Consider the following 21,596-nt stretch of genomic DNA (forward strand, 5'->3'; position numbering starts at 1 on the left):
TCCGTCGCGGTGACGGTTCCCTGATCCGGTGCCACGGTAGGCCGCCGTCGTGCCGGGTACACATCTTCGAGCACCCAACGGGGTACGCCGTGACCCTGGACAGGCGCTCAGTGGGGGTCGCAGACGATCGGGGACGTCCAGGGAAACCGACCACAGGGAGAGACATGACCGAGCAGCAGCAGCCCCCGGGGAGCGACCAGGAACTCACGCCGAAGGCCGACCACGGCGAGGAGTCGTACCGCGGCTCCGGCAAGCTCACCGGCAAGCGTGCAGTCATCACCGGCGGGGACAGCGGCATCGGGAAGGCCGTCGCGATCGCGTTCGCGCGCGAGGGCGCTGACGTCCTGATCAGCTACCTGCCGGAAGAAGAGGACGACGCGCAGGACACGAAGCGCTGGATCGAACAGGCCGGTCGGAAGGCCGTGCTGTTCCCGGGCGACGTGAGCGGTCCCGCGTACTGCCGATCGGTCATCGACCAGGCGGTCTCGGAGCTCGGCGGGCTCGACGTCCTCGTGAACAACGCCGCCTACCAGATGACCCACGAGACGATCGAGGAGATCAGCGACGAGGAGTGGGACCACACCCTCGCGACGAACCTCAGCGCCTACTTCCACCTCGTCAAGGCGGCCCTACCGCACCTCGGCCCGGGGTCGTCGATCATCGGCTCGAGCTCGGTGAACTCCGACAACCCGAAGCCGAACCTGGCGCCCTACGACGTCACCAAGGCGGGCGTCGCGAACCTGTCCGCCGCGCTCGCGCAGCTGCTCGGGGAACGCGGCATCCGCGTGAACAGCGTCGCACCCGGTCCGATCTGGACCCCGCTGATCCCGTCGACGATGCCGCCTGAGCAGGTCGAGCAGTTCGGCAAGCAGTCGCCGCTCGGCCGTCCCGGCCAGCCGGCCGAGCTCGCACCCGTCTACGTGCTGCTCGCCAGTGACGACGGCAGCTACGTCTCCGGCGCGCGGGTCGCCGTCACCGGCGGCACCCCGATCCTGTGACGGGACGGCGCTCGGCAACGGGACGCCGGTCCGGCAGGTGACCAGGTGACGGACGGGAGGCCCGGGGCACGACGTGCGCCGGGCCTCCCGTCCGTCGTCGGGGGACGCTCCTGGCTGAACCGCCGCCCACCGGGGCCGGCCTACGTTCAGGGCCATGTCCACGCGAGCGAAGACCGTCACGGCGCTGTTCGGCGCCGCCACCGTAGCCCTCCTGCTCACCGCCTGCGACCCCGGCGGAGCGCAGAACATCAACCCCGTCGGCAAGGTCCCCGGCTCCGAGGAGAAGTCCCAGTCGGCCCAGTGCGACGTGGCCGCCAGCGCCGCCGTCGACATGATCGACAAGGCGGTCGGGTCGCACGACACCACCGAGTTCGCGAACATCCAGAAGGGGGACGGCGGCTGGTACCTCGGTGCCGCGATCGTCCCCGCGGACAGCAACGACTCGAACGACGACGAGGTCACCATCTGGGCGACCACCGCCGACCCCACGGCCGACGACTTCGACGGTCCGCTGTACGCCGTGAACGACGTCGCCAAGCAGGCGGTCGCCGACGAGACGACCACCACCTCGGACGCGCCGTCGCCGTTCGCCGACGACTCGAAGGCCGCCGAGCAGGTCGAGAGCTGCGTCGTCGAGGCGTCCGACCGCTAGTCGTCGGACTCCGCGCAGTGGCCGATCAGTCCTTGGGCTGGTCGGCCACTTCCACGTCCACGTGGTAGTCGTCGCCGCCGTCGGTGCTGATCGTGGACACCGAGTCGTAGACCACGTCGTAGCCCGCCGTGTTCACGTCGCAGTGCACCTCGGCGCCGTCCTCGATCGCGATGTCGTCCGCACCGCAGTCGACCTCGGGAGTCGCGTCCGAGACGTCGGCCAACGCGTCGACGACGACGCGTTCGAAGGCGTCCGGTGTGACGGTCCGAGACGACGACGTCGACACGGTGCACCCGCTGAGCGTCACCGCCAGGGCGATCGTCGCGGTGAGCGTCGCGAGTGCGGTGATGGCGCGCTGGTGCTGCATGGTGTCCCCCGTGGTCCCCTGGCCGCTGCTCGCCCCGAGATCGGGGACCGGCGGTTCCTCGACGATAGCGGGAAGGTGCGAGGACGTCTGCCACGAGTTCGGGTCAGGAGCAGACGTCCTCGCGCTACGACGCCGTCGGGTTCGACGCGGTGGTCATGACGAGGCCAGCCCGGGAACGGGGGTCGGGCACCCGCCGGTAGGGTCCGGCGGGGTAGCTTCCGGAGACTGTACGTCGACCACGGCTCAGACGTGTCCATGTTCCGCAGGAACCGGACAGTGCCCGACCGCCCGCCGCGCGCCCGGCTGTGCGTCGGCCCGGGGAGTCGTGAAGGCCCGTTCAGCAGCGTCGCAGTTCACTAGACGATCGTCTTCTGAACGCCTACGGTTCCCAGCACCCCGTTCCGCTCCCGAACCGTGAGAGACCGCATGCGCAGCCCCCGCCAGACCACCGTGCTCGAGACCGGCCGCTGACGTGGTGGCGGCGAAGGCGACGGTCCTGCTCGTGAGCGACTTCCCCCTGTCGGCGATGCGGGGTGAACGCGCCGCGCTGGTCGAGCAGGCGAAGGCCTTCGCCGAGACCGGTCACGTCGTCTGGGTGGCGACTCCGCGCTCGAGCGAGACCGCGGAGCTGCGGAAGCACGGCGTCCGCCTGTTCGAGGTCGAGCCGTCGGTCAGCGCCCCGGAGAGCGACCTGCCGGTGGTCCGCAACTCGGTCCGTGTCCGCCGGTGCCTCGGCACCCTGATGCTCGAGGAACGGATCGACCTCGTCGTCACCCACTCGGACTTCGGCCTCGCCGCGGCGGCGCTGACCACGGCGCGATCTCTCGAGCTGCCGACGATCCACACCGTGCACGGCTCGGCGCCGGTCCGGGGCCGGACCGCGGCGGCGATGGCGCCCCTCGCACGGCACGCGCACCGTGTGGTGACCGGGATCCGGCCCACGCGGCACCGCTTCACGGGGCACCCCATGGACGACGCGCGCCGCAACATGGCCGTGGCCGTCTCCGGGGCGGCCGACGTCGTCGTCACCCCGACGACCCGGCAGGCCCGTGTCCTCCGCGAGGCCGGCGTCGGCCCGGTCCACGTCGTGCCCAACGCACTCGGCCGCCGGCCGGTCGAACCGCCGCCGGCGCCGGAACTCGGCCCGCTCCGGCTCGTCTGGGCATCGCGGTTCACCCCGGACAAGCGCCTCGACGTCCTCCTCAACGCGATCCGGCTGGTGGAGATCCGACTCGGGGCACACGCCGTGCGGGTCGACGTCGCCGGCGGGACCGTCCCCCCGACCCGCACGCCGGTGTCGGTCCGTGTCCACGGCCGCCTGTCGTCGCAGGCCGTCCACGACCTCCTGCTGTGCGGGCACGCGGCGGTGGTCTGCTCGCTCGAGCACGACGGCCAGCCGATGACCGCGCTCGAGGCGTTCCGGGACCACCGTCCGGTCATCGTGTCCGACATCCGCCTGGCGAGCGACTTCGGCTCCGCCGCCGTCCTGACCGACGACGAGACCGCGTTCGGGCTCGCCACGACGATCATTGAACTCGCCTCGGACCGGACGCTGCTGCGGCCGCACACCGCCGCCGCGATCGAGCACGCGCGGCTCGCGACGGCGGAGCGGCACACCGATCAGGTCCTCCGGCTGGTCGCCGGCAGCTGCCGGCCCTGAGTGACGGCGCCCCCGCGAGCGCGCGCCGCCCTGGGCGCACCACGGGACGGACGGGAGGCACGGTGCGGGCCCGCCCCGGGCCTCCAGTCCGCAGGCGGTCGAGCAAGGAGAACGCCCCGATGAGGAGGGGGGATCTCATCGGGGCGTTCCGTTCGTGGGGCCGCGTCAGGCGGCGAGGCGCGCAGCGAGCGCGGTGGCGCGGGACCGGAGGTCCGCGTAGGTGGCCTCGTACGCGTCCGGCGTGCCGACGCGCGAGGGGTTCGGCAGCGACCAGTGCAGGCTGTCGCCGTCGTCGATCGACTCGTGCGCGCGGTCGCAGACCGTGACGACCAGGTCGCCGTCGGCGACGAGGTCGCGGAAGGCTCGCGGGACGTGGCGGCCGAGGTCCAGGCCGTGGCGTTGCCCGACGGCGACCGCCCCGGGGGCGATGGCGGCCGCGGGACGCGTGCCGCCGGACAGCGAGCCGATCTCGCTGACCTGCGCCCAGACGCCCGCGGCCAGCGGGGAGCGCGCGGAGTTGCCGGTGCAGACGAACAGCACGCGGGACACCGGTCCCGGCACCGCCGCCGAACCGTGCGGGACACCGCTCGGTTCGAGGTGCAGGTAGCTGCGGCGCCCGTCGCCGTCGGAGCGGCGTCGCGTGACCAGACCGGCCTGCTCGAGGACGCGCAGGTGGTGCGCCAGGAGCGGCCCGGAGATCCCGAGGGCGACCCGCACCTCGCTCGGGCTGGCGTCGGACGCGGCGAGCAGGTCCACGATCGTCAGGCGGGCGACGTCGCCGAGGGCCGCGTGCTGCGCCGCACGCCGCTCGAGGTCCTGCCGCCTGGTGTTCATCGATTCAATGTTGACTGAACCATCTGCTGTCGTCAAGATGAGCGGGTGACGACGAGCCCCGAGCCACTGCGGTCGTCCGCGGCATCGGTGTTCCTGGTGTTCCTGCGGCTCGGGCTGACCTCGTTCGGCGGGCCGGTTGCACACCTCGGGTACTTCCGTGAAGCCTTCGTGGTGCGTCGCCGTTGGCTGCGGGACGACGCCTACGCCGACCTCGTCGCGCTGTGCCAGTTCCTGCCCGGACCGGCGTCGAGCCAGGTCGGGATGGCGCTCGGGCTGCAGCGCGCCGGACTGCTCGGACTCCTCGCCGCGTGGTGCGGGTTCACCCTGCCGTCCGCGGTGCTGCTCGTCGCGTTCGCCCTGCTCGTGTCCGGAACGCCCGACCTGGCCGGCGCCGGATGGCTGCTCGGGCTGCAGGCCGCCGCAGCCGCGGTGGTGGCGCAGGCGGTGCTCGGCATGGCACGCTCGCTCACACCGGACCGCCGTCGGGCGACCATCGCGGCCGCCGCCACGATCGTGGTGCTGCTCGTCCCCGGCCCGGCGGCGCAGGTCGCGGTCATCGCGGCGTGCGGTGTGGTCGGCGTGCTGTGGCTCGGTCGGGTGGTCGGCCCGGTCGAGGACGTCGGAGACACCGAGGACGCCGGCTCCCAGATCGCCGTGCGCCTCCCCCGCTGGGTCGCCGTGTCGGCGCTCGTCGCGTTCGCCGCCCTGCTCGTCGCGGCACCCGTCGCCGCGAGCGGCACCGGGGCCGTTCGCCTGTTCGGGGTCTTCGCGCAGGCGGGCTCGCTCGTCTTCGGCGGCGGCCACGTCGTCCTGCCACTGCTCGAGTCACAGACCGTGGCCACGCACCTGGTGGGCCACGCGGACTTCCTGGCCGGGTACGGCGCCGCACAGGCCGTGCCCGGGCCGCTCTTCACCTTCGCCGCCTACCTCGGCGCCGTCGCCGACGGCAGTCCGAGCGGGCTCCTCGGCGCGGCGGTGGCACTCGTCGCGATCTTCCTGCCGGCGGCACTCCTGGTCATCGGCGCGCTGCCGTTCTGGCACGTGCTCCGTGCCCTGCCGTGGGCCCGGCGCGTGCTGGCCGGCGTGAACGCGGGGGTCGTCGGGCTCCTCGCCGCGGCGCTCTGGGACCCGGTCATCACCGAGGGGGTCCGCTCGGCACCCGCACTGGCGCTGGCCGTGGCCGCCTTCACCGCCCTCACCCGCTGGTCCGCTCCCCCGTGGGCCGTCGTCATCGGAGCCGGCCTGCTCGGCGCCGTCGTCCTCTGATCGGAGCACTCCGCATGCCCACCGTCCTGTTCGTCTGCGTCCACAACGCCGGCCGTTCCCAGATGGCCGCCGGCTTCCTGCAGCAACTGGCGGGTGGCCGCGTCGACGTCCGGAGCGCCGGCTCCGAACCGGCCGACCAGCTCAACCCCGTGGTCGTCGCGGCGATGCTCGAGGAGGGCATCGACATCCGGAACGAGCAGCCCGCGCTGCTCAGCACCGACGCCGTCCGCGCCGCGGACGTCGTCATCACGATGGGGTGCGGGGACGCCTGCCCGGTGTTCCCGGGCAAGCGCTACGAGGACTGGGAGCTCACCGACCCCGCCGGGCTCGACCTGGACGCCGTCCGGCCGATCCGCGAGGACGTGCGCGCGCGGGTGCAGGACCTGCTCGCCGGGCTTGCGATCGCCTGAGCGGCGACGTGAGCCGTCCCACAGGTCCGGCCCGTCGATCACCAGCGGGAACGGGTCACCCTGGCAGCGTGCGCACAGGCCACCCTGGAGGCGCGCACCGCGACTGAGAAGCCGGTCACGGTCGCGGCGCGTGGCGGCTCCAGGGCGCCCGTGGGCTTCCAGGGTCCGGTTCCATCGTTCTGCCGTGCAGACGACATCACTTCTCCCCATCATCGCCAAGGCGTGTGCGGTGGCAGCTCCGGTCGCCATCGCCGTGTCGCTCGTGGCCGGTCCGGCCGTGGCGGCACCCCTCCACACCTCCACCTCCGCCTCCGCGCACCACACGGTGGACCGTGCGGCGCGGACGACCTCGGGTGGCACGGCGGTCTCACGGCTCGACCGTCGCGCCGAGCAGCGCAACGAGGCCACCGTCCGGCACCTGTTCCGGTGCGCGTTCCGGTCCCCGGCGTCCGCGAAGGCCCGTGCGGCTGCACGGTCCGCCGTCGCGACCGGTGCCGTCGCGCACGGTGCGACGAGCGCCTCGGGTCCGTCCGCGTTGCTCGCTGAGTTCACCGCCGACCGCTCCCGGGTGCCCGGCGCCCACGCCGTGATCAAGCACATCGCCGGTGACGCGGACCTGGTGGCCGTGCACTGGCAGATCACCGCGAAGCCGAAGGACGAACGCACCGGTGACGCCGCCGTCGACCTGTTCCGCATGCGCGACGGGCGCATCAGCGAGTGGTGGGCACTCCGCCAGACGGTGCCGACGGGGACCCCGGCCAGCGGCAACACGAACAGCATGTTCAGCGACCTGTACCCGGCCGAGAAGCGTGACCGTCACCTGACCGAGCGGCAGGAGGAGCACAACCGGGTGCTCGCCGTGACCGCGTACGACCGGCTGTTCCGCGACCACGACGTGTCCGTCCTCGACGAGAAGTTCGACCCGGCGTACCTGCAGCACAACTCGGTCGCCGCGAACGGCACGGCCGCGCTCAAGCAGTTCTTCGCCGGCAGCGCCGCACAGAGCCTGCCGAAGCAGGAGTCCGTCATCTCGCTCGCCGACGGCGACCTGGTGTGGACGTTCTCGAAGCCGGTCGGAGCGAAGGCCGACGCCCCGTTCGGCGCGGCCGACCTGTTCCGGGTCGACGACAACCTGATCCGCGAGCACTGGGACGTCGTCCCGACGAGCTGAGGCTCGGCCGACGGAGCCGCGCGTCTCAGGACGCGCGGCTCCGTCGCGCCCGCTCCTTGATCGCGGTGATGACGGCCGTCTTCGCCTCGGCGTAGGCGTTCATGTCGTCCCAGCTCCGGTCGAGCAGCTCCCGCTTCGTCCGTTCGTACAGCGCCCGGTCGTCGGCGTCGGCGCGCAGGTGGTCACGGAGGAGCAGGTACTCGTCGACCGCCGTCGCACCCCGCTCGTAGACGTGCACGTGGACGTCGCGGGCCGGCGTCCGGACCAGGCGGTGGCCCGGCTCGCGGACGCGCAGCTCGTACCCGGCGGCGAGGAGCTGGTCGAGGTACGTGGCCTCGGCGGTGACGTCGGCGACGACGACCACGATGTCGACGATGGGTTTCGCTGCCAGGCCGGGGACGGCCGTGGAGCCGATGTGCTCGACGACCGGGGCGTCCGCGCCGGAGCCGGGGAGGGCCTCCAGGATGCGTCGCCGGTGGTCGGCGAAGACCGCAGCCCACGCGGTGTCGGCGGGGTGCAGGGTCACGGTGACCGGTTCCGGGCCGCCGATGATCTCGACGGTCGTGACGTCCGGGCGGCTGTGGTCGTCGTCGTGGTGCACCCGGACATGATCGCAGTCCGTGGTCGTGGTCGCGGTCGCGGTCGCCGTCGCGGTCGCCGTCGTCGATCGCGTCAGAGCTTCGCGGGGAACGCCGATCCGCGGCCGATGACGGTGAGGAGCGCCGCGACCGCCCCGAACACGATCATCACCACGGCGAGCACCAGCCCGTCGAAGGCCGTCAGCAGGGCGGCACCGAACAGGCCGGCCGCGAAGATCGCGATGTTGAACGCGACCGGCAGGAACGCGCTCGCGACGTCGGCGTCCTCGCCGCCGGCGGTCGTCAGGGCGGCCTGCAGCTGCGTGGAGGACCCTCCGAAGCCGATGCCCCACAGGCCCGCGGCCACCAGGACCGCGACCGGCGACGTGTGCCCGACGAGCAGCACCACGCCCGCCAGGACGAACAGGCCGACGCTGCCGTGCAGCAGGGGTCGGGGGTGCCGGTCGAGCAGCGCGCCGGTCACGACGACGCCGAGGATCGCGGCGATCCCGTAGACGAGCAGCACCAGCCCGGCGCTCAGGTCGGTGCCGGTCGCCCGCAGGTACGGCGAGATGTACGTGTAGATCGTGTTGTGCGCCACCATCCACGTCGCGATCACGGCGAGGATGACCGCGATGCCGCGGATCCGGAACACCCGCACGACGGACAGCTTCGCGCCGCTCGTCTACCCCGGGGCATCCGGCACGAACAGCGCGATCAGCGCCAGGACCACCACGCCGACCAGGCTCAGCCCGATGAACGACGACCGCCAGCCCAGGGCGTTGCCGATGAAGGACCCGAGCGGGGTGCCCAGCGCGAACCCCACCGGCGCGCCCGTCGACACGATCGCGAGCGACACCCCGGCGAAGCGGGCCGGGCTGATCCGCCGGGCGTAGGTGGCGAACATGCCCCAGATCGTCCCCGACATCGCGCCGGCGACGAACCGGGTGACCAGCGCGACCGCGACGTTCGGCGCGAACGCGGTCAGGGTGTTCGCGACGAGGAGCACGGCGATGGCGGCGACGATGAGCGGCTTGCGGCGGAACCTGCGGGTCAGGGCGATCGCCGGGACCGTGGCGATGACCGTCCCCATCGCGTACGCGCTGACGAACAGACCGACCGTGCCCTCGCTCGTGCCCATCCCGTCGGCGATCGCCGGCAGCAGCCCGGCCGGCATCGTCTCCATGGCGACCAGGAGGAACCCGATCGCGGCGAGCAGGGCGAGCGGGAACCAGGGCAGTCGGCCGTCGGTCGCCCGGTCGCTCGTGGGGAGGTCGGAGGTCGTCGTGGTCACGGACCGACGGTAGGGGCTTGGTCCGGCGGACAGGGAGGTTCGGCTGGACCCCGTTTCGCCGGAGCCTCACTGGGCGGGTGGTGGTGGGGCTTCGATGGTGGTGTCCACGAACGAAGGGAGCCCCGATGCACGTCCGCACCAGACGCCGTCCCCCCGCGGGTCCGCACCTCGCACTGGGCCCGCTCGCGCTGGCTCCGGTCGTCGCGCTGGTGGTGGGGGCGCTCGCCGGGTGCAGCGGCGTCGACCGCGCGGAGCCGCCGGCGTCGGCGCCGGCGTCGGCGGCAGCGACTGCAGCTCCCACGATCACCACCCCGACGGAGGCCGACCCCGTGCACATCACCATCGAGCTCGACGGCGAGACCCTGACCGGCCGGTTGACCGACAGTGCGACGGCGCGCGCGCTGGCCGCCCGGCTGCCGGCGACGCTGACCTTCGCCGACTACGGCGGGCAGGAGCAGATCGCCCGGCTCCCCGCGCCGCTCGACACCACCGGCGCCCCGAGTACGAGCGATGCGCCGGCGGGCACCATCGCGTATTACGTGCCGGACCAGTCGATCGTCCTGTACTACACGGACGTCGGCAGCTTCTCGGGGATCGTGCCGATCGGCACCGTCGACGACTTCGGAGCGGTGCGCGACCTGCCGTCCGGCGCCGCCACCATCCGATTGCGCGGCTGACGGGCGTCCGCCCCCTTCCCCGCGTCCCTGCCTCGCCTCGCGTCCCTGCCTCGCCTCGCGTCCCTTCCACCGAACAGGAACCACACCCCATGACCGGAACCAGCACCTTCCTCATCACCGGCACGAGCCGCGGGATGGGCACCGACTTCGCCCGGACCGCCCTCGACGCCGGGCACCGGGTCGTGGCGACCGGACGCGACCCCGAGCGGGTCCGCGCCGTCCTCGGCGACCACGAGCGCCTGCTCGCCGTCGCGCTCGACGTGACCGACCCGGAGTCGGTCCGAGCCGCAGTCGACGCCGCGACCCACCGCTTCGGCGGCGTCGACGTCCTGGTGAACAACGCCGGGAGCTTCCAGGCCGGGTACTTCGAGGAGATCTCGGCCGAGCAGTTCCGCGCGCAGATGGAGACGAACTTCTTCGGGGCGCTCGCGGTGACGCGTGCCGTGCTCCCGGTCATGCGACGGCAGCGCTCCGGGCACGTCATCAGCATCAGCTCCACCGCGGGCATCGTCGCCGGCGCCGGTGGGAGCGCCTACTCGGCGTCGAAGTTCGCGCTCGAGGGCTGGATGGAGGCCCTGCACGACGAGGTGGCGCCCTTCGGCATCCACACCACCGTGGTCGAGCCCGGCTTCTTCCGCACCGACCTGCTGGCCGAGGGCGACTCGACCTTCTGGGGCGACGTCGCGATCGACGACTACGCCCCGCTCTCGGCCGGGTCGAAGGAGTTCTTCCGCGGCATGCGGGGCAACCAGTCCGGCGACCCCGCGAAGCTCGCGCAGGTGCTGCTGACGCTGATCGCGATGCCCGAGCCGCCGCTGCGGTTCGCCGCCGGCGCGGACAGCGTGGCGGGGATCGTGCAGAAGGGACAACAGCTCGTCGAGCAGGCGCAGGCGTTCCCCGAGCTGTCGACGACGCTCGACCTGGATGTGTGACGACTACCCCTTGCCACCGTCGGCTACGGGCATTAGCCTCTGAGTTACTACCCGTAGCCGAAGGAGCCACGTCATGCTCGAACACCTGGACACCGAGGGCGGCACGATCGCCTACGACCTCTCCGGAACAGGGCCGCTCGTGGTCCTCGCCCACGGCATGGGCGACAGCCGGCACGCCTACCGTTTCGTCGTACCGGAGCTCGTCGCGGCCGGCTACCGGGTGGCGAACGTCGACCTCCGCGGCTGCGGCGACTCGAGCACCGGGTGGGACGGCTACCAGCGCACCGACATCGCACGTGACCTCGTCGCCGTGGCCCGCCACCTCGGTGGCCCGGCCGTGGTCGTCGGGCAGTCCATCAGCGGGGGCGCGGCGACGATCGCCGCAGCCACCGCACCGGACCTGGTCGCGGGCATCGTCGAGCTGGCGCCGTTCACGCGCAAGCAGTCCGTCGACATGGGCGGACTCCTGCGCAACCGTCGACACCGCGCCGGCACCGTCCAGCTCGCGCGGGTCATGACGAGCGGCAGCCTGCCGGGCTGGCTCGCGTACCTCGACATCGCGGTCCCCGCCAAGCCCGCCGACTGGGCGACGGAGCGCAGCCGGATCGAGACGACCCTGCGGCGACCGGAGCGGATGGCGGTCCTCCGCGCCATGACCCGCACGTCGCCCGCCGACGCCGGCGAGCAGCTGGGTGCCGTCCGGTGCCCCGTGCTGGTCGTCGAGGGCAGCGCCGATCCGGACTGGGCCGTGCCCCGCGCCGAGGGCGAGCGGATCCTCGCCGACCTGCCGGACGGCCTCGGCGAACTCGCCGTGATCGACGGCGCCGGCCATTACCCCCACACCGAGACGCCGGCAGCACTCCTCGCCCTGCTGCTGCCGTTCCTCGCCCGCACGCTGCCCGTCGCAGGTCCCGTTGCCTAGGGCGGGGCTCGACCCGGCGACCGTCACCGAGGCCGCGGCGACGCTGGCCGACGAGATCGGCCTCGCCCAGCTGAGCATGAGCGTCGTCGCCGACCGCCTCGGGGTGAAGGCACCGTCGCTGTACAAGCACGTCGACGGACTCGGCGACCTCACCCGCAGGATCGCGATCCTCGGTGCGAACGAGCTCGGTGACGCACTCCGCGACGCCATGCAGGGCCGCAGCGGTCGGAGTGCACTCGAGGCGGCGGTGCAGACCGTGCGCCGGAGCGTCCAGGAGCACCCGGCGCGGTACCAGGCAGCCGTCGGCGTCCGGCCGACCGGTGCCGATGACCCCCTGGCGGTCGCACTCGGCCGCACCCTGGCGTCCTTCGCCGCGGCGCTCCGCGACTACCCGCTCGACCCGACCGACGAGGTCCACGCGCTCCGGGTGCTCCGCAGCGTCTTGCACGGGTTCGCCACGATCGAGGCGTCCGGCGGGTTCCAGATGGACACGGACGTCGATGCGAGTGCCGCGTGGATGGTCGACTTCCTGGATCGCGGCTTCCGTGCCGCGACGACACGGTGACCGTGTCCACGGCCGCGCGCCCGTCGAGGCCCGTCGGTCACGACCCGCTCCGTGGCGGCCTGCGGTTCCTGGCGGAGCTCGTCGCGTGGGTGGCCGTGCCCTGGGCGGTCTGGCCCCACTCGCCGGTGCTCGCGATCACCGCCGTCCTGGTCCTCGTCGTGCCGCCGGCGGTGTTCGGGACCCCTGGTGACCGCCCCGGCGGTGACCCGCCGGTCGCGGCACCGGGAGCGGTCACCATCGCGTCGGTCCTCGCGCACCTCGTGGGGGCGGTCGCGGCGGCGTGGGTCCTGTGGCCGAAAACGGTCGCGATCGCCGTCACCGCCCTGTGCGTCACCGTCGTCGTCTCGGAACAGCCGCGGTGGCGCGCGCTGGTACGGCGCGAGCGCGAGCGCGAGCGCACAGACGATCGTCTGGCGAACCGGTAGCGTGTGGGTGGCGGCGTCTGCCGCACACCGTCCACGAAGGGGCCGACCATGCCGCGGAGCACCGATCGGGTCCGGGCGTCTCCGATCGTCCTCGCCGTGGGGATCGCTGCGCTCGCCGTCGCCCTCGCCCTGCCCGCGCCGTCACCGACCACGCCGGGTACCGAGACGATCGGCCTCGGCGCATCCGGCGCACTCGGCGCCGCACTCGGGGCACCGCCCGTGACGAGTGGCGCACACCGGTTCGCGATCCGCCCACCACGGACGGTCGGCACCAGCGGAGTCGTCAGGGTGCGGTTCGCCGGACTGGGCACCCCCGGTGCCGTCGTCGTCGTCCACTACGGCAGCTCCGGGAACGAGCGCGTCGCGGAGATCGAGCCGGGCAGCAGCGCCGTCGGCCCGACCGGCCGGTTCGCCTTCACGGCGGCGCTGCCCGAGCTGCCCCGTGGAGCCGACCGGGCCTCCTGGAGCGCCCGGCTGATCGACCCCGCGTCGCTGGCCGTCCTCGGCCGCGTCGAGGGCGTTCACCTCGTCGAGCACACCGAGCGCTGACCACCGATCCACGGCCGGCACGATGAGAGGGCGCGCAGGGTGCTGGCTCCCGTCGCGTCCTGCGGTTACGTTCGCTAGACGAACGTCTGGCCAGCAGTCAGCGGCGAGACCTGACCTCGAGGAGCCCCCGTGTCGACACCCCACCGCACCCCGTCATCCCGACCCGCGTCCATCGCACTCGGGGCCGCGCTGCTCCTGACCCTCGGCCTCGCCGGCTGCTCCACCGCCGGATCCGCAGCACCCTCGCCATCACCGTCCCCCGCTGCGCAGGGCGACGCGCCCGCGACGACCGACTCGTCACCGTCGGTCGACGTGACCGTCGCCGCGACGACACTCGGCAAGGTCGTCGTCGACGGCAAGGGCATGACCGCCTACTACTTCGACGCCGACGTCAAGGACTCCGGGAAGAGCACCTGCACCGGTGGCTGCGCGACCGCGTGGCCCGCGATCGAGGCGACGACCACGACACCGAAGGTGTCCGGCATCACCGGCAAGGTCGGCACCATCACGGGCGTGGACGGTGGACGGCAGATCACGATCGACGGCCGACCGATCTACACCTTCATCGGGGACAAGAAGGCGGGTGACGTGACGGGTCAGGGCGACAAGGGCGTCTGGTACGTCGTGAACCCGGACGGCTCCGAGCAGAAGAAGTAGGCCGGGCACCCCGGCGGGGCGGCAGGGATGCCACGCCCGCCGGGGTCAGTCCTCGGGCTCGGCCGGGTGCCCGCCCACGCGCACGGGCTCCACCTGCTCGAGCAACGCGTGCACGCCCGGCAGTCCGAGCCCGGTGAAGAGCGCCGCCCACAGGTCACGGAGCTGCCCTTCGGTGTCCCGCGTCAGACGAGCACTCGTCCGGGCCCACATCACCCCGAAGGTCGACGTGAGCACGAGGTCCGCCGCACGTGCCCACTCGGGGTCGGTGGCCGGTCCGGTGCCACCGCTCGAAGCCGACAGGTGCCGACGGACGTAGTCGTCCCACGTGAAGACCCGTGGAATCACCTCCCCCGCACCGCGGAGTTCGTGACTCAGGCGGATCGCCCCGGCAGCCACCGGGCACCGTATGGCGTCGGAACAGGCGGACGTCAGCATGACGAGCAGGTGTTCGAGCCCCTCGGGCTGCCGGATCAGCGAGTCGATCGCCGCCCAGCGCGCCTGCTGCCGCTCGATGACCGCGAAGGCGAGCTCGTGCTTGGACGAGAACACGTGGTAGCCGATCGCCGACTTCGGGCGGTCCATCGCGGCGGCGACCCGCGCGAACGAGGTCCCCGCGTAGCCGTGGCTCGCGAACACCGCCGCCGCAGCCTCGATGATCTGCTCGCGGGTCCGGGTCTTCGCCTGCTGCCGCTGGTTCATCGCACTCCTCGGTCGGGTCTTGGTTCATCATACGAACGTCTGACCAGGAGTCGGCAGCGGTCGCACCGGGCGCAATGCCTCTGATCCCCTCAGCTTCAGGATTTGGCTAGACGATCGTCTAGCGCGTTGTTAGCGTTCACGCACACCGGGCCACCCCGGCCCGCACCCCCACGAACCAGAGGAGTCCCCATGCGTTCGACCCCGTCCAGCCACCGCTCCCCGTCGGTCCGCCGACTGACCGTGATCGCGACCTGCGTCACCCTCGGCGGTGCGCTCGCCGCCGGCGTCCTGGTCCCCGCGCAGGCCGGAGCCGCCACGATCTCCCACACGGCGCACGCCACACACACCTCGCCCCGGGCTGCGCCCGTGGCGTTCACCGCGAAGACCCACGGCGGCCCCGACCGGAAGAGCTTCACCGGCATCGCCTTCGCCGGAACCGGGAAGCCCGGCGCCCTGGTCATCGTCTACTACGACGCACCGGGCAAGCCGCGCGGCCTGTTCAACAAGCACATCGCCGAGGTCACCTCGGGGGACGACGTCGTCAGCGCCAGCGGCCACTACCGGTTCACCGCAGCGTTCCCGGACCTGCCGCGCGGCACCACGACGCTGAACTGGCACGCCCGTCTCGGCGACCCTGACACCCTGTCGGTGATCGGACGCGTCAACGGCACCCGCACGCTCGGCTGACCCGTGACCCACCACGCGCAACCGGCGCTCGTCCGCACCCTGGCCGTCGCCGTGTCCCTGGCGGCCGTCGTCGGGGCCACCCTCACCTGGGCTCCGTCAGCATCGGCCACCCCGAGCGACCCCGACCGGGTCGCAGCGCCGATCATCGCCGGCACCGAGGTCGGGGTCCCCGGCGGCACCTGCACGGTCGGTGCCGTGCTGTCCGCCAAGGGGTTCCGGAGCCAGCTCAAGCAGTACCAGCGAGCGACCCGGTGGGTCGTGCTCGCGAAGCACTGCGCGCCGCTGCAGGCTCCCGTGCAGCTCGACGGCGCGACCGTCGGCAACGTGGTCTGGCAGTCCGCGGAGTCGGACCTCGAACTCGCCGTCGTCCCGCCTCTGGCGTGCACCCGGGCCCGGGCGGCGACCGGCTCGTGCGACCCGTCCGTCGCAACGTGGACGCCCCGGGCATCGGGCCGTGTGTTCAACCGGGTGGACGGGGGCCTGGCACGCGCCGCCGTCACCGGCATCGGCAAGCCAGATGCCGATCCCTTCTGCACCAGCGGGGCGGCGAGCGGGCTGCACTGCTCCTGGACGGCCACACGCGTGCAGGCAGGGAGCCGTCCCGGCGTGCAGCACCTCGCCGCCGCGCGCGGCGGCGCCGGAGCCGGCATCGAGCCGGGCGACGCCGGCGGACCGGTGATGAGCGCCGCGAACCGGTTGTACGGGATCGTCTCGGGCAGTTCGACGAGGGCTGCAACGGGCACGACGAGCACGACGGGTTCGACGGTGCTGCTCTACACGCCCGCCCGGCAGGTCCTCACCGAGCTGTTCCGGTACCGGCTGGCCCCGGCGTCCTGAGGCGCTGGCCGCCGGGTGGGCGACTGAGCGCTGCCTCATGACCCGGACACGCCCCGGCAACCTCGACGCCACACCGCCGACGACCCGCGCCGCGATCCTGCGGGGAGCCGGACGCCACCACGTCCGGCTCCCCACGACCCCCGGGTCCTGATCAGATCGAGGTTGCCCCGTGTCCCCGCTCCGCCATTCCCCGCGCACCCGCTCCCCGCGCACCCATTCCCCGCGCACCACCCGCGTCGCCGCGACCGCCCTCGCCGGCCTGGCCGTCGTCGCGTCCGCCGCGTTCTCCGTCACCGCCGCCCACGCCGACGACACCCTGCAGCCGGCGTTCTCCGCCGCCGACCACGCGATCACCGACGTCCCCGGGCTGGTCAACGGCCGTGAGCTCGCCGCGGTCCACGGACGGTCCGGGCAGACCGTGAACGCCCCGCGCCTGATCCGCTCCGAGTCACTCGACAAGGTCACCGCCGCCGGGGCCACGACCCTGGCCGACGAGTACCACGTCGACCTCGTCGTCGACCTGCGCACCCCGTCCCAGATCGCCGCGAAGCCGGACGTCGCGATCCCCGGTGCGCGTCACGTCGACATCTCGATGTTCGGCGCCGACGGCGACTACAGCGACGACACGGCGATGTACCACGACCTGGTCGACAAGGGCCGGGTCGACCAGGCGACACCCGGGTCGATGATCACCGCGTACCGCCGCGTGCTGCGGATCCTCGCCACGCACACCAGCGGCACGGTCCTGATCCACTGCTCCCACGGCATGGACCGCACCGGCACCGTGGTGGACCTGCTCGACCGGGTGCTCGGCGTGGACAGCGCGGACATCCTGCACGACTACCTGCTCTCGAACACGCAGCTCGGCGTGACCTGGGCGACACCGCAGCTGCTGCAGGGCACCTTCGAGCAGGACATCGCGACCGAGTACGGCGGCATGGGCTCGTACCTGACCGACACGATCGGCGTGACCAAGCACGAGGCCGCCGCCCTGCGCGAGCGTTTCCTCGTGTCGAACGACGCCACCGTGTCCTCGATCGCGGTCGCCGGCGTGCGTGTCCACCTGCCCGCCGCTGCCTCGTCGCACGGTGCGACCGTGACCGCCCCGGTCCGGACGCTGCGCGTCGCCGACGTCCACGTGCACACCACGAACCCGAACGCGGTCGCCACAGTGCACGTGTCCGGCCGGACGGCACGCATCACGGTCACCGCCCAGGACGGCACCACGAAGGAGGAGTACCGCCTGACGGTCCGTCGCCCGGCGACGAAGCGCTGACCCGGCACCCACACCGACCGCCCGCGCGCCGCGCCGGGCGGTCGGCGTGACCAACTGTTCACCACCACCGTCGCCCGGTCCGGGCGTCCCTCCGGCTACCGTGACACTCGTGCAGTCCTCCAGACAACGGCGCCCGCGGTGACCGGACACCCCACCGTCCCGACCATCCACGACGTCGCCGCCCTGGCCGGTGTGTCGAAGTCGGTCGTCTCCCGCGCCCTCGCCGGCGCGTACGGCGTGGCTCCGTCGACGACCGAGCGGGTCAAGCGGGCGGCGCTCGACCTCGGCTACGTCGCGAACGCGAACGCCCGTGGCATGTCGGCACACCGCACGCACACGCTCGGGGTGTTCGTCCGCGATGCCTCCACCCCGTTCTACGGGCACCTGCTGACCGCGTTCCAGCTGCAGGCGGCGGCGCGCGGGTACCGCGTCGTCACTGCCACCGGTGCGGGGTCGTTCCCAGTCAGCGAGGAACGCCGGGCGCTCGAGACCTTGGTCTCGCTGCGCGTCGAGGGGCTCATCGTCTGCAGCGGGGCCCTGCCGATCGCCGACGTGCTGCCGTTCGCCCGACGCATCCCGACCGTGGTCTCCGGGCGCCCCGAGACGAACGATGCGGTGAGCAGCGCGTACTGCGACGAGCGCGGTGGCGGACGCGGCCTCGCCGACCACGTCGCCGACCTCGGACACCGTCGCGTCGCGGTGCTGACGGTCACACCGTCCGGGTCGCTGACACAGTCGGCGCGCACCGACGCGATGGTGCGTCGACTCCGTGCGCGCGGCGCCGAGGTGCTCCGGATCCGCTCCGAGGACCACGGCGCAGACCCCGAGGACCTCGACTCGTTCGTCGAGCAGGTCCTGCGGGCAGGCGGTGTGACGGCGATCATGGCACCGAGCGACCGCTGGGCCGTCGGAGTGCTCGAGTCGATGCGCCGCCGCGGCCTCCGTGCGCCGGAGGACCTGTCGGTCACGGGCTACGACGGGGTCGCCCCGCTCGCCACCGAGCTGCTCGGCATCACCTCGTGGCGACAGCCGCTCGGCCTGATCGGTCGTCTGTCCGTCGACGACGTGGTCGACCAGATCGACGGCCGCTCGACGGGCGTCACCCACAACGCGGTCGACGGCACCCTGGTACCGGGTCGGACCGCCGCCCGGGTCTGAGCGCCGAGCGGCACGGACGGACGAGAACGCCCGCCCCACGCCGCCGGCACTCATCGTTCACCGTCCCGTCACGGACCGACGGGTGAGATCCGGGCCCGTCCGGTCGATCATGGGGAACGTTCCCGACGATCGGGAACGTTCCCCAGTGACCAACCACGGACGGACCCATGCCCCAGAACGTCACCGCCAAGCTGCCGCGCGACCCGAGCGACCCGTACCGCCACGGCATCTACCTGCGCCCGGACGCCCGCACCTGCCGGGCCGTCACGGTCGTCACCGACCAGCTCCGCGCGCAGTACGGCCTGCTGTCGGCCGGTGCCTTCCCGCCGCACGCCACACTCGTCGGCAGCCAGCCGTTCGGCAGCCACGAGGACCAGGTCGTCGCGGCCGTCACGGCGCTGCTCGACAGCCGACCGGCCTTCGACGTCCACAACGCCGGCGTCCGTGAACAGGGCATCGGGTTCGTCTACGACGTCGCGACCCGACCGGACGGCTCGCACAACGACGACTTCGTCCGGCTCGCAGCCGACATCGAGGCCGTGGTCGCACCGTTCCGGCAGCCGATGCAGGTCCCGCTGGCGAACGACTACGACCCGGAGCAGTACCGCGCGCACCTCTCCCTCGCCTCGCACGACCTGTACGGCCGACCGGACCTGCACGACGAGGTCGGCGCGTACATCCGCGAGCTCGACGTCGACGTGCCGACCGGGTTCCGCGGCGACACCGTCGTGCTCTACCGCACCGCGAGCCCGGACTGGTCCGGTCGCTGGTGGCAGACGATGACGTGGGAACACGTCCACACCTGGAAGCTCGCCTGACCGTGGCCGCGACCCTCCGCGACGTCGCCGAGCGGTGCGCCATCTCGCGATCGCTCGTGTCACTCGCCCTGCGGGGCGACGACGGAGTGTCCCGGCCACGTCGGGAACTCGCGGTGCGGACGGCGGACGAGCTGGGCCTCCCGGTCGGTTCGCTCGCCAGGCGACGCGCGCAGGGCGCGCCGCTCGTACTCGGGGTGGTCGTCACCGAAGCTGCGAACCCGTTCCACGACGAAGCGCTCCGGAGCGCACGCGCGACCGCGCAGACCCTGGGGTTCGCGCTCCGGGTCGTGGACGGGTTCCGTGACCCTGCCCGGTTGGCCGACGGCCTGGAGGCCCTGCACGCCTCCCACGGATCGGCCGACGGTGTCCTCGGGGTCGCGGTCCTGAGCAGTCGGCTCGCCCCGGCACGGCTCGCTGCGGTCGCGCGCGACCTGCCGGTCGCGGTCCTCGGGTCGAGCGGGTCGGCGCTCGCCGGTCTCGGACTCGACACGGTGCGCGCCGACGAGGAGGCGGGCATGCGCGCGCTGGTGCTCCACCTCGCCGCACTCGGGCATCGACGCACGTGCTTCGTGGCGGAGTCCGACCACCCCTCGACGACCCGTCGTGCCGTCGCGCACGCCGCGGTCACCGCGCAGCTCGGTGCGCCGGGCGACCACCGCGTCGACGACGTCGAGGCCCTGGCGGCCGACCCGGAGCGGATCGCGCGACACCTCGGCGACGGGGTCACGGCGTTCGTCGCGACGAACGACGCGACCGCGGCGCGGCTCGTGGCGATCGCCGACGGCGCGGGCCTCGCGCTCCCCCGGATGGCGGCGGTGACCGGGTTCGACGGCACCGGCCTCGGCGATCGGCTCGACCTGACGAGCGTCGACCAGCCGCGCGTCCGGATGGGCGCGCGGGCGGTCGAGCTCGTGGTCGAGCGGCTCCGGGGCCGTCGCGGCGACCGGCACGAGGTGCTCCCGACACGCCTGCTGCCGCGCGGGTCCACCGCGAGGGCGGTCGCCGGGCACGCGCTCGGCTGACCGCTCGCGACGCCCGCGTCGAACCGGTCGGCGGCCCGGTCGGCGGCTCAGTCGGTGGCGGTCGTGGCCGACAGCTCCTGCACCCGGCGCACCAGTTCGGCGTGCGATCCCCCGGCGCCGGCGGCGACGTAGTCGTCGGCCAGGTGGGCGCGGTCGACGGCTTCGCCCTGACGGAAGCCCCGGAACCATCCGCCGGCGCGCTCGAGCACCAGTGCCCCGGCGGCGACGTCCCACGGGTGCGTGGCGAAGCCCATCGTCACGTCCGACCACCCGGCGGCGACGTGCACCAGGTTGAGGGCGCCGCTGCCGAGGCTGTGGTGGTGGCGGTACCGGAGCGTCAGGTCCCGGAGCAGGTCGAACGCCGCGGCCTCGCCGAGCAGGTCGAGGTCCTGCTGCACCGGGAAGCTCGTCAGGACCGTCGCGGCGTCGTCCGGCCCCGACGACGAGTGCATCGGGGCGCCGTCGAGCCAGGCGCCGTCGTCGTCCGCCGCGAACACGTGGTCGGCGACCGGGTCGAACGCCACACCCGCGACGACCTCGCCGTCGACCTCGGCCGCGATCGAGATGCACCAGTACGCGAGTCCACGGGCGAAGTTCGCGGTGCCGTCGATCGGGTCGACGATCCACCGCACCACGGGGTCCGCGGTGCTGCCGACGCCCCCGGCGGTGCCGGTGGTGTCGGTGCCGCCGGTGGTGCCGCCTTCTTCGCCGAGCACGACGGAACCCGGCACGGCGGCGGTGAGCACCGCCGTGATCGCCTCTTCCGCCGCGCGGTCGTGCAGGGTGACCACGTCGTGCGCATCGCGCTTCGTGCTGATCGTCATCGGGGCGCGGAACACGGCGAGCAGGTCGGGAGCGACGGTGCGCGCGGCCTCCTCGGCGATCGCCCGGAGTGTCTGGGGAGCAGGAACGGTTCGCATGGTCCCCGGTTCTACGACGTCGAGGCCCCTGGACGGCGAACCACGCCGGTCGACGGACCGAACCCGAGGTGAACGCGCGGCGTGCGGCGGTGAACGACGGCGCCCGTTCGGCGGAGGGGTTGAACGCGGCGTGAACGGGTGACGGCGGGTGGCCGACGTGCCTTGACCGGTCTCCGACCCCCGCCGCACAGTGGAGTCGTTCCCGGTTAGGGAACGTTCCCT

At 73.1% G+C, this 21,596-nt stretch carries 26 protein-coding genes; 19 read left to right on the forward strand and 7 right to left on the reverse strand.

Features of this window, described 5'->3' with window-relative positions; all coding sequences use genetic code 11:
• The first annotated feature begins 164 nt into the window (after positions 1-164).
• Together DEJ21_RS10370 and DEJ21_RS10375 are read left to right on the forward strand one after the other, a co-directional pair.
• Positions 165-998, forward strand: coding sequence for an SDR family oxidoreductase (locus DEJ21_RS10370; protein WP_111224523.1), 834 nt, complete (start codon positions 165-167; stop codon positions 996-998).
• Between the two features lie 154 nt (positions 999-1,152).
• Positions 1,153-1,650 (forward strand): hypothetical protein, encoded by a 498-nt coding sequence (locus DEJ21_RS10375; RefSeq protein ID WP_111224524.1) that lies wholly within the window; start codon positions 1,153-1,155, stop codon positions 1,648-1,650.
• A gap of 25 nt (positions 1,651-1,675) precedes the next feature.
• Here the strand turns inward: DEJ21_RS10375 and DEJ21_RS10380 are convergent, their stop codons facing one another.
• Positions 1,676-2,017: a DUF4333 domain-containing protein gene (locus tag DEJ21_RS10380; protein WP_111093250.1), complete on the reverse strand. Its 342-nt coding sequence runs from the start codon at positions 2,015-2,017 to the stop codon at positions 1,676-1,678.
• A 502-nt stretch (positions 2,018-2,519) separates the two neighbouring features.
• Here DEJ21_RS10380 and DEJ21_RS10385 point away from each other — a divergent pair.
• Positions 2,520-3,677: a glycosyltransferase family 4 protein gene (locus tag DEJ21_RS10385; RefSeq protein WP_146247741.1), complete on the forward strand. Its 1,158-nt coding sequence runs from the start codon at positions 2,520-2,522 to the stop codon at positions 3,675-3,677.
• Positions 3,678-3,842: 165 nt separating this feature from the next.
• On the opposite strand, the gene DEJ21_RS10390 is transcribed toward DEJ21_RS10385, so the two are convergent.
• Positions 3,843-4,511 (reverse strand): MarR family transcriptional regulator, encoded by a 669-nt coding sequence (locus DEJ21_RS10390; RefSeq protein ID WP_111224526.1) that lies wholly within the window; start codon positions 4,509-4,511, stop codon positions 3,843-3,845.
• Between the two features lie 45 nt (positions 4,512-4,556).
• On the opposite strand from DEJ21_RS10390, the gene chrA reads away from it, so the two are divergent.
• The 3 genes from chrA (at position 4,557) to DEJ21_RS10405 (ending at position 7,358) form a co-directional block, all read left to right on the forward strand.
• On the forward strand, positions 4,557-5,777 hold the full coding sequence (gene chrA / locus DEJ21_RS10395; protein ID WP_111224527.1) for a chromate efflux transporter: 1,221 nt from the start codon (positions 4,557-4,559) through the stop codon (positions 5,775-5,777).
• 14 nt (positions 5,778-5,791) lie between these two features.
• Positions 5,792-6,187 carry an arsenate reductase ArsC gene (locus DEJ21_RS10400; protein WP_111224528.1) on the forward strand — a complete coding sequence of 132 codons (396 nt, stop codon included), beginning with the start codon at positions 5,792-5,794 and terminating at the stop codon, positions 6,185-6,187.
• A 229-nt stretch (positions 6,188-6,416) separates the two neighbouring features.
• Positions 6,417-7,358 (forward strand): nuclear transport factor 2 family protein, encoded by a 942-nt coding sequence (locus DEJ21_RS10405; protein WP_111224529.1) that lies wholly within the window; start codon positions 6,417-6,419, stop codon positions 7,356-7,358.
• Between the two features lie 25 nt (positions 7,359-7,383).
• Here the strand turns inward: DEJ21_RS10405 and DEJ21_RS10410 are convergent, their stop codons facing one another.
• The 3 genes from DEJ21_RS10410 to DEJ21_RS18590 all read right to left on the reverse strand — a co-directional run bounded on the left by DEJ21_RS10410 (position 7,384) and on the right by DEJ21_RS18590 (position 9,230).
• On the reverse strand, positions 7,384-7,959 hold the full coding sequence (locus DEJ21_RS10410; protein WP_111224530.1) for a GrpB family protein: 576 nt from the start codon (positions 7,957-7,959) through the stop codon (positions 7,384-7,386).
• Between the two features lie 71 nt (positions 7,960-8,030).
• On the reverse strand, positions 8,031-8,597 hold the full coding sequence (locus DEJ21_RS18585; protein WP_258375000.1) for an MFS transporter: 567 nt from the start codon (positions 8,595-8,597) through the stop codon (positions 8,031-8,033).
• 24 nt (positions 8,598-8,621) lie between these two features.
• On the reverse strand, positions 8,622-9,230 hold the full coding sequence (locus tag DEJ21_RS18590; protein WP_258375001.1) for an MFS transporter: 609 nt from the start codon (positions 9,228-9,230) through the stop codon (positions 8,622-8,624).
• A 125-nt stretch (positions 9,231-9,355) separates the two neighbouring features.
• On the opposite strand from DEJ21_RS18590, the gene DEJ21_RS10420 reads away from it, so the two are divergent.
• The 7 genes from DEJ21_RS10420 (at position 9,356) to DEJ21_RS10450 (ending at position 13,957) form a co-directional block, all read left to right on the forward strand.
• A complete protein-coding gene (locus tag DEJ21_RS10420) occupies positions 9,356-9,907 on the forward strand; it encodes a cyclophilin-like fold protein (protein WP_111224531.1) in 552 nt (183 codons plus the stop codon).
• An 89-nt stretch (positions 9,908-9,996) separates the two neighbouring features.
• Positions 9,997-10,839, forward strand: a complete 843-nt coding sequence (locus tag DEJ21_RS10425) for an SDR family NAD(P)-dependent oxidoreductase (protein WP_111224532.1) — start codon at positions 9,997-9,999, stop codon at positions 10,837-10,839.
• A gap of 73 nt (positions 10,840-10,912) precedes the next feature.
• A complete protein-coding gene (locus DEJ21_RS10430; RefSeq protein WP_111224533.1) occupies positions 10,913-11,761 on the forward strand; it encodes an alpha/beta fold hydrolase in 849 nt (282 codons plus the stop codon).
• Entirely contained in the window at positions 11,754-12,326 is a 573-nt protein-coding gene (locus tag DEJ21_RS10435; protein ID WP_111224534.1) for a TetR/AcrR family transcriptional regulator, read from the forward strand. The genes DEJ21_RS10430 and DEJ21_RS10435 overlap by 8 nt, the downstream gene beginning before the upstream one ends.
• 2 nt (positions 12,327-12,328) lie before the next feature.
• Entirely contained in the window at positions 12,329-12,751 is a 423-nt protein-coding gene (locus DEJ21_RS10440; RefSeq protein ID WP_258375002.1) for a hypothetical protein, read from the forward strand.
• A 48-nt stretch (positions 12,752-12,799) separates the two neighbouring features.
• Positions 12,800-13,300, forward strand: a complete 501-nt coding sequence (locus DEJ21_RS10445) for a hypothetical protein (RefSeq protein ID WP_111224536.1) — start codon at positions 12,800-12,802, stop codon at positions 13,298-13,300.
• A 129-nt stretch (positions 13,301-13,429) separates the two neighbouring features.
• The gene (locus DEJ21_RS10450) at positions 13,430-13,957 is read left to right on the forward strand and encodes a hypothetical protein (protein ID WP_111046918.1); all 528 of its coding nucleotides are present in this window, start codon (positions 13,430-13,432) and stop codon (positions 13,955-13,957) included.
• 45 nt (positions 13,958-14,002) lie between these two features.
• On the opposite strand, the gene DEJ21_RS10455 is transcribed toward DEJ21_RS10450, so the two are convergent.
• On the reverse strand, positions 14,003-14,656 hold the full coding sequence (locus tag DEJ21_RS10455; RefSeq protein ID WP_111030210.1) for a helix-turn-helix domain-containing protein: 654 nt from the start codon (positions 14,654-14,656) through the stop codon (positions 14,003-14,005).
• Between the two features lie 189 nt (positions 14,657-14,845).
• On the opposite strand from DEJ21_RS10455, the gene DEJ21_RS10460 reads away from it, so the two are divergent.
• From DEJ21_RS10460 to DEJ21_RS10485, 6 genes are all read left to right on the forward strand, one after another.
• Positions 14,846-15,343 carry a hypothetical protein gene (locus DEJ21_RS10460; protein WP_111224537.1) on the forward strand — a complete coding sequence of 166 codons (498 nt, stop codon included), beginning with the start codon at positions 14,846-14,848 and terminating at the stop codon, positions 15,341-15,343.
• 3 nt (positions 15,344-15,346) lie between these two features.
• On the forward strand, positions 15,347-16,180 hold the full coding sequence (locus DEJ21_RS10465) for a trypsin-like serine protease (RefSeq protein ID WP_111224538.1): 834 nt from the start codon (positions 15,347-15,349) through the stop codon (positions 16,178-16,180).
• A gap of 169 nt (positions 16,181-16,349) precedes the next feature.
• Complete coding sequence (locus tag DEJ21_RS10470; protein WP_111224539.1) at positions 16,350-17,456, forward strand: tyrosine-protein phosphatase; 1,107 nt, start codon at positions 16,350-16,352, stop codon at positions 17,454-17,456.
• Between the two features lie 138 nt (positions 17,457-17,594).
• Positions 17,595-18,614, forward strand: a complete 1,020-nt coding sequence (locus tag DEJ21_RS10475; protein WP_111224540.1) for a LacI family DNA-binding transcriptional regulator — start codon at positions 17,595-17,597, stop codon at positions 18,612-18,614.
• 167 nt (positions 18,615-18,781) lie between these two features.
• A complete protein-coding gene (locus tag DEJ21_RS10480; RefSeq protein ID WP_111224541.1) occupies positions 18,782-19,432 on the forward strand; it encodes a 2'-5' RNA ligase family protein in 651 nt (216 codons plus the stop codon).
• Positions 19,433-19,434: 2 nt separating this feature from the next.
• Complete coding sequence (locus DEJ21_RS10485; RefSeq protein ID WP_146247742.1) at positions 19,435-20,454, forward strand: LacI family DNA-binding transcriptional regulator; 1,020 nt, start codon at positions 19,435-19,437, stop codon at positions 20,452-20,454.
• Positions 20,455-20,501: 47 nt separating this feature from the next.
• Here DEJ21_RS10485 and DEJ21_RS10490 read toward each other — a convergent pair whose 3' ends face one another.
• Positions 20,502-21,374 carry an inositol monophosphatase gene (locus DEJ21_RS10490; RefSeq protein WP_111224542.1) on the reverse strand — a complete coding sequence of 291 codons (873 nt, stop codon included), beginning with the start codon at positions 21,372-21,374 and terminating at the stop codon, positions 20,502-20,504.
• Positions 21,375-21,596: the final 222 nt, after the last annotated feature.

This window comes from Curtobacterium sp. MCSS17_006 (assembly GCF_003234215.1).
Lineage (GTDB): Bacteria > Actinomycetota > Actinomycetes > Actinomycetales > Microbacteriaceae > Curtobacterium > Curtobacterium flaccumfaciens.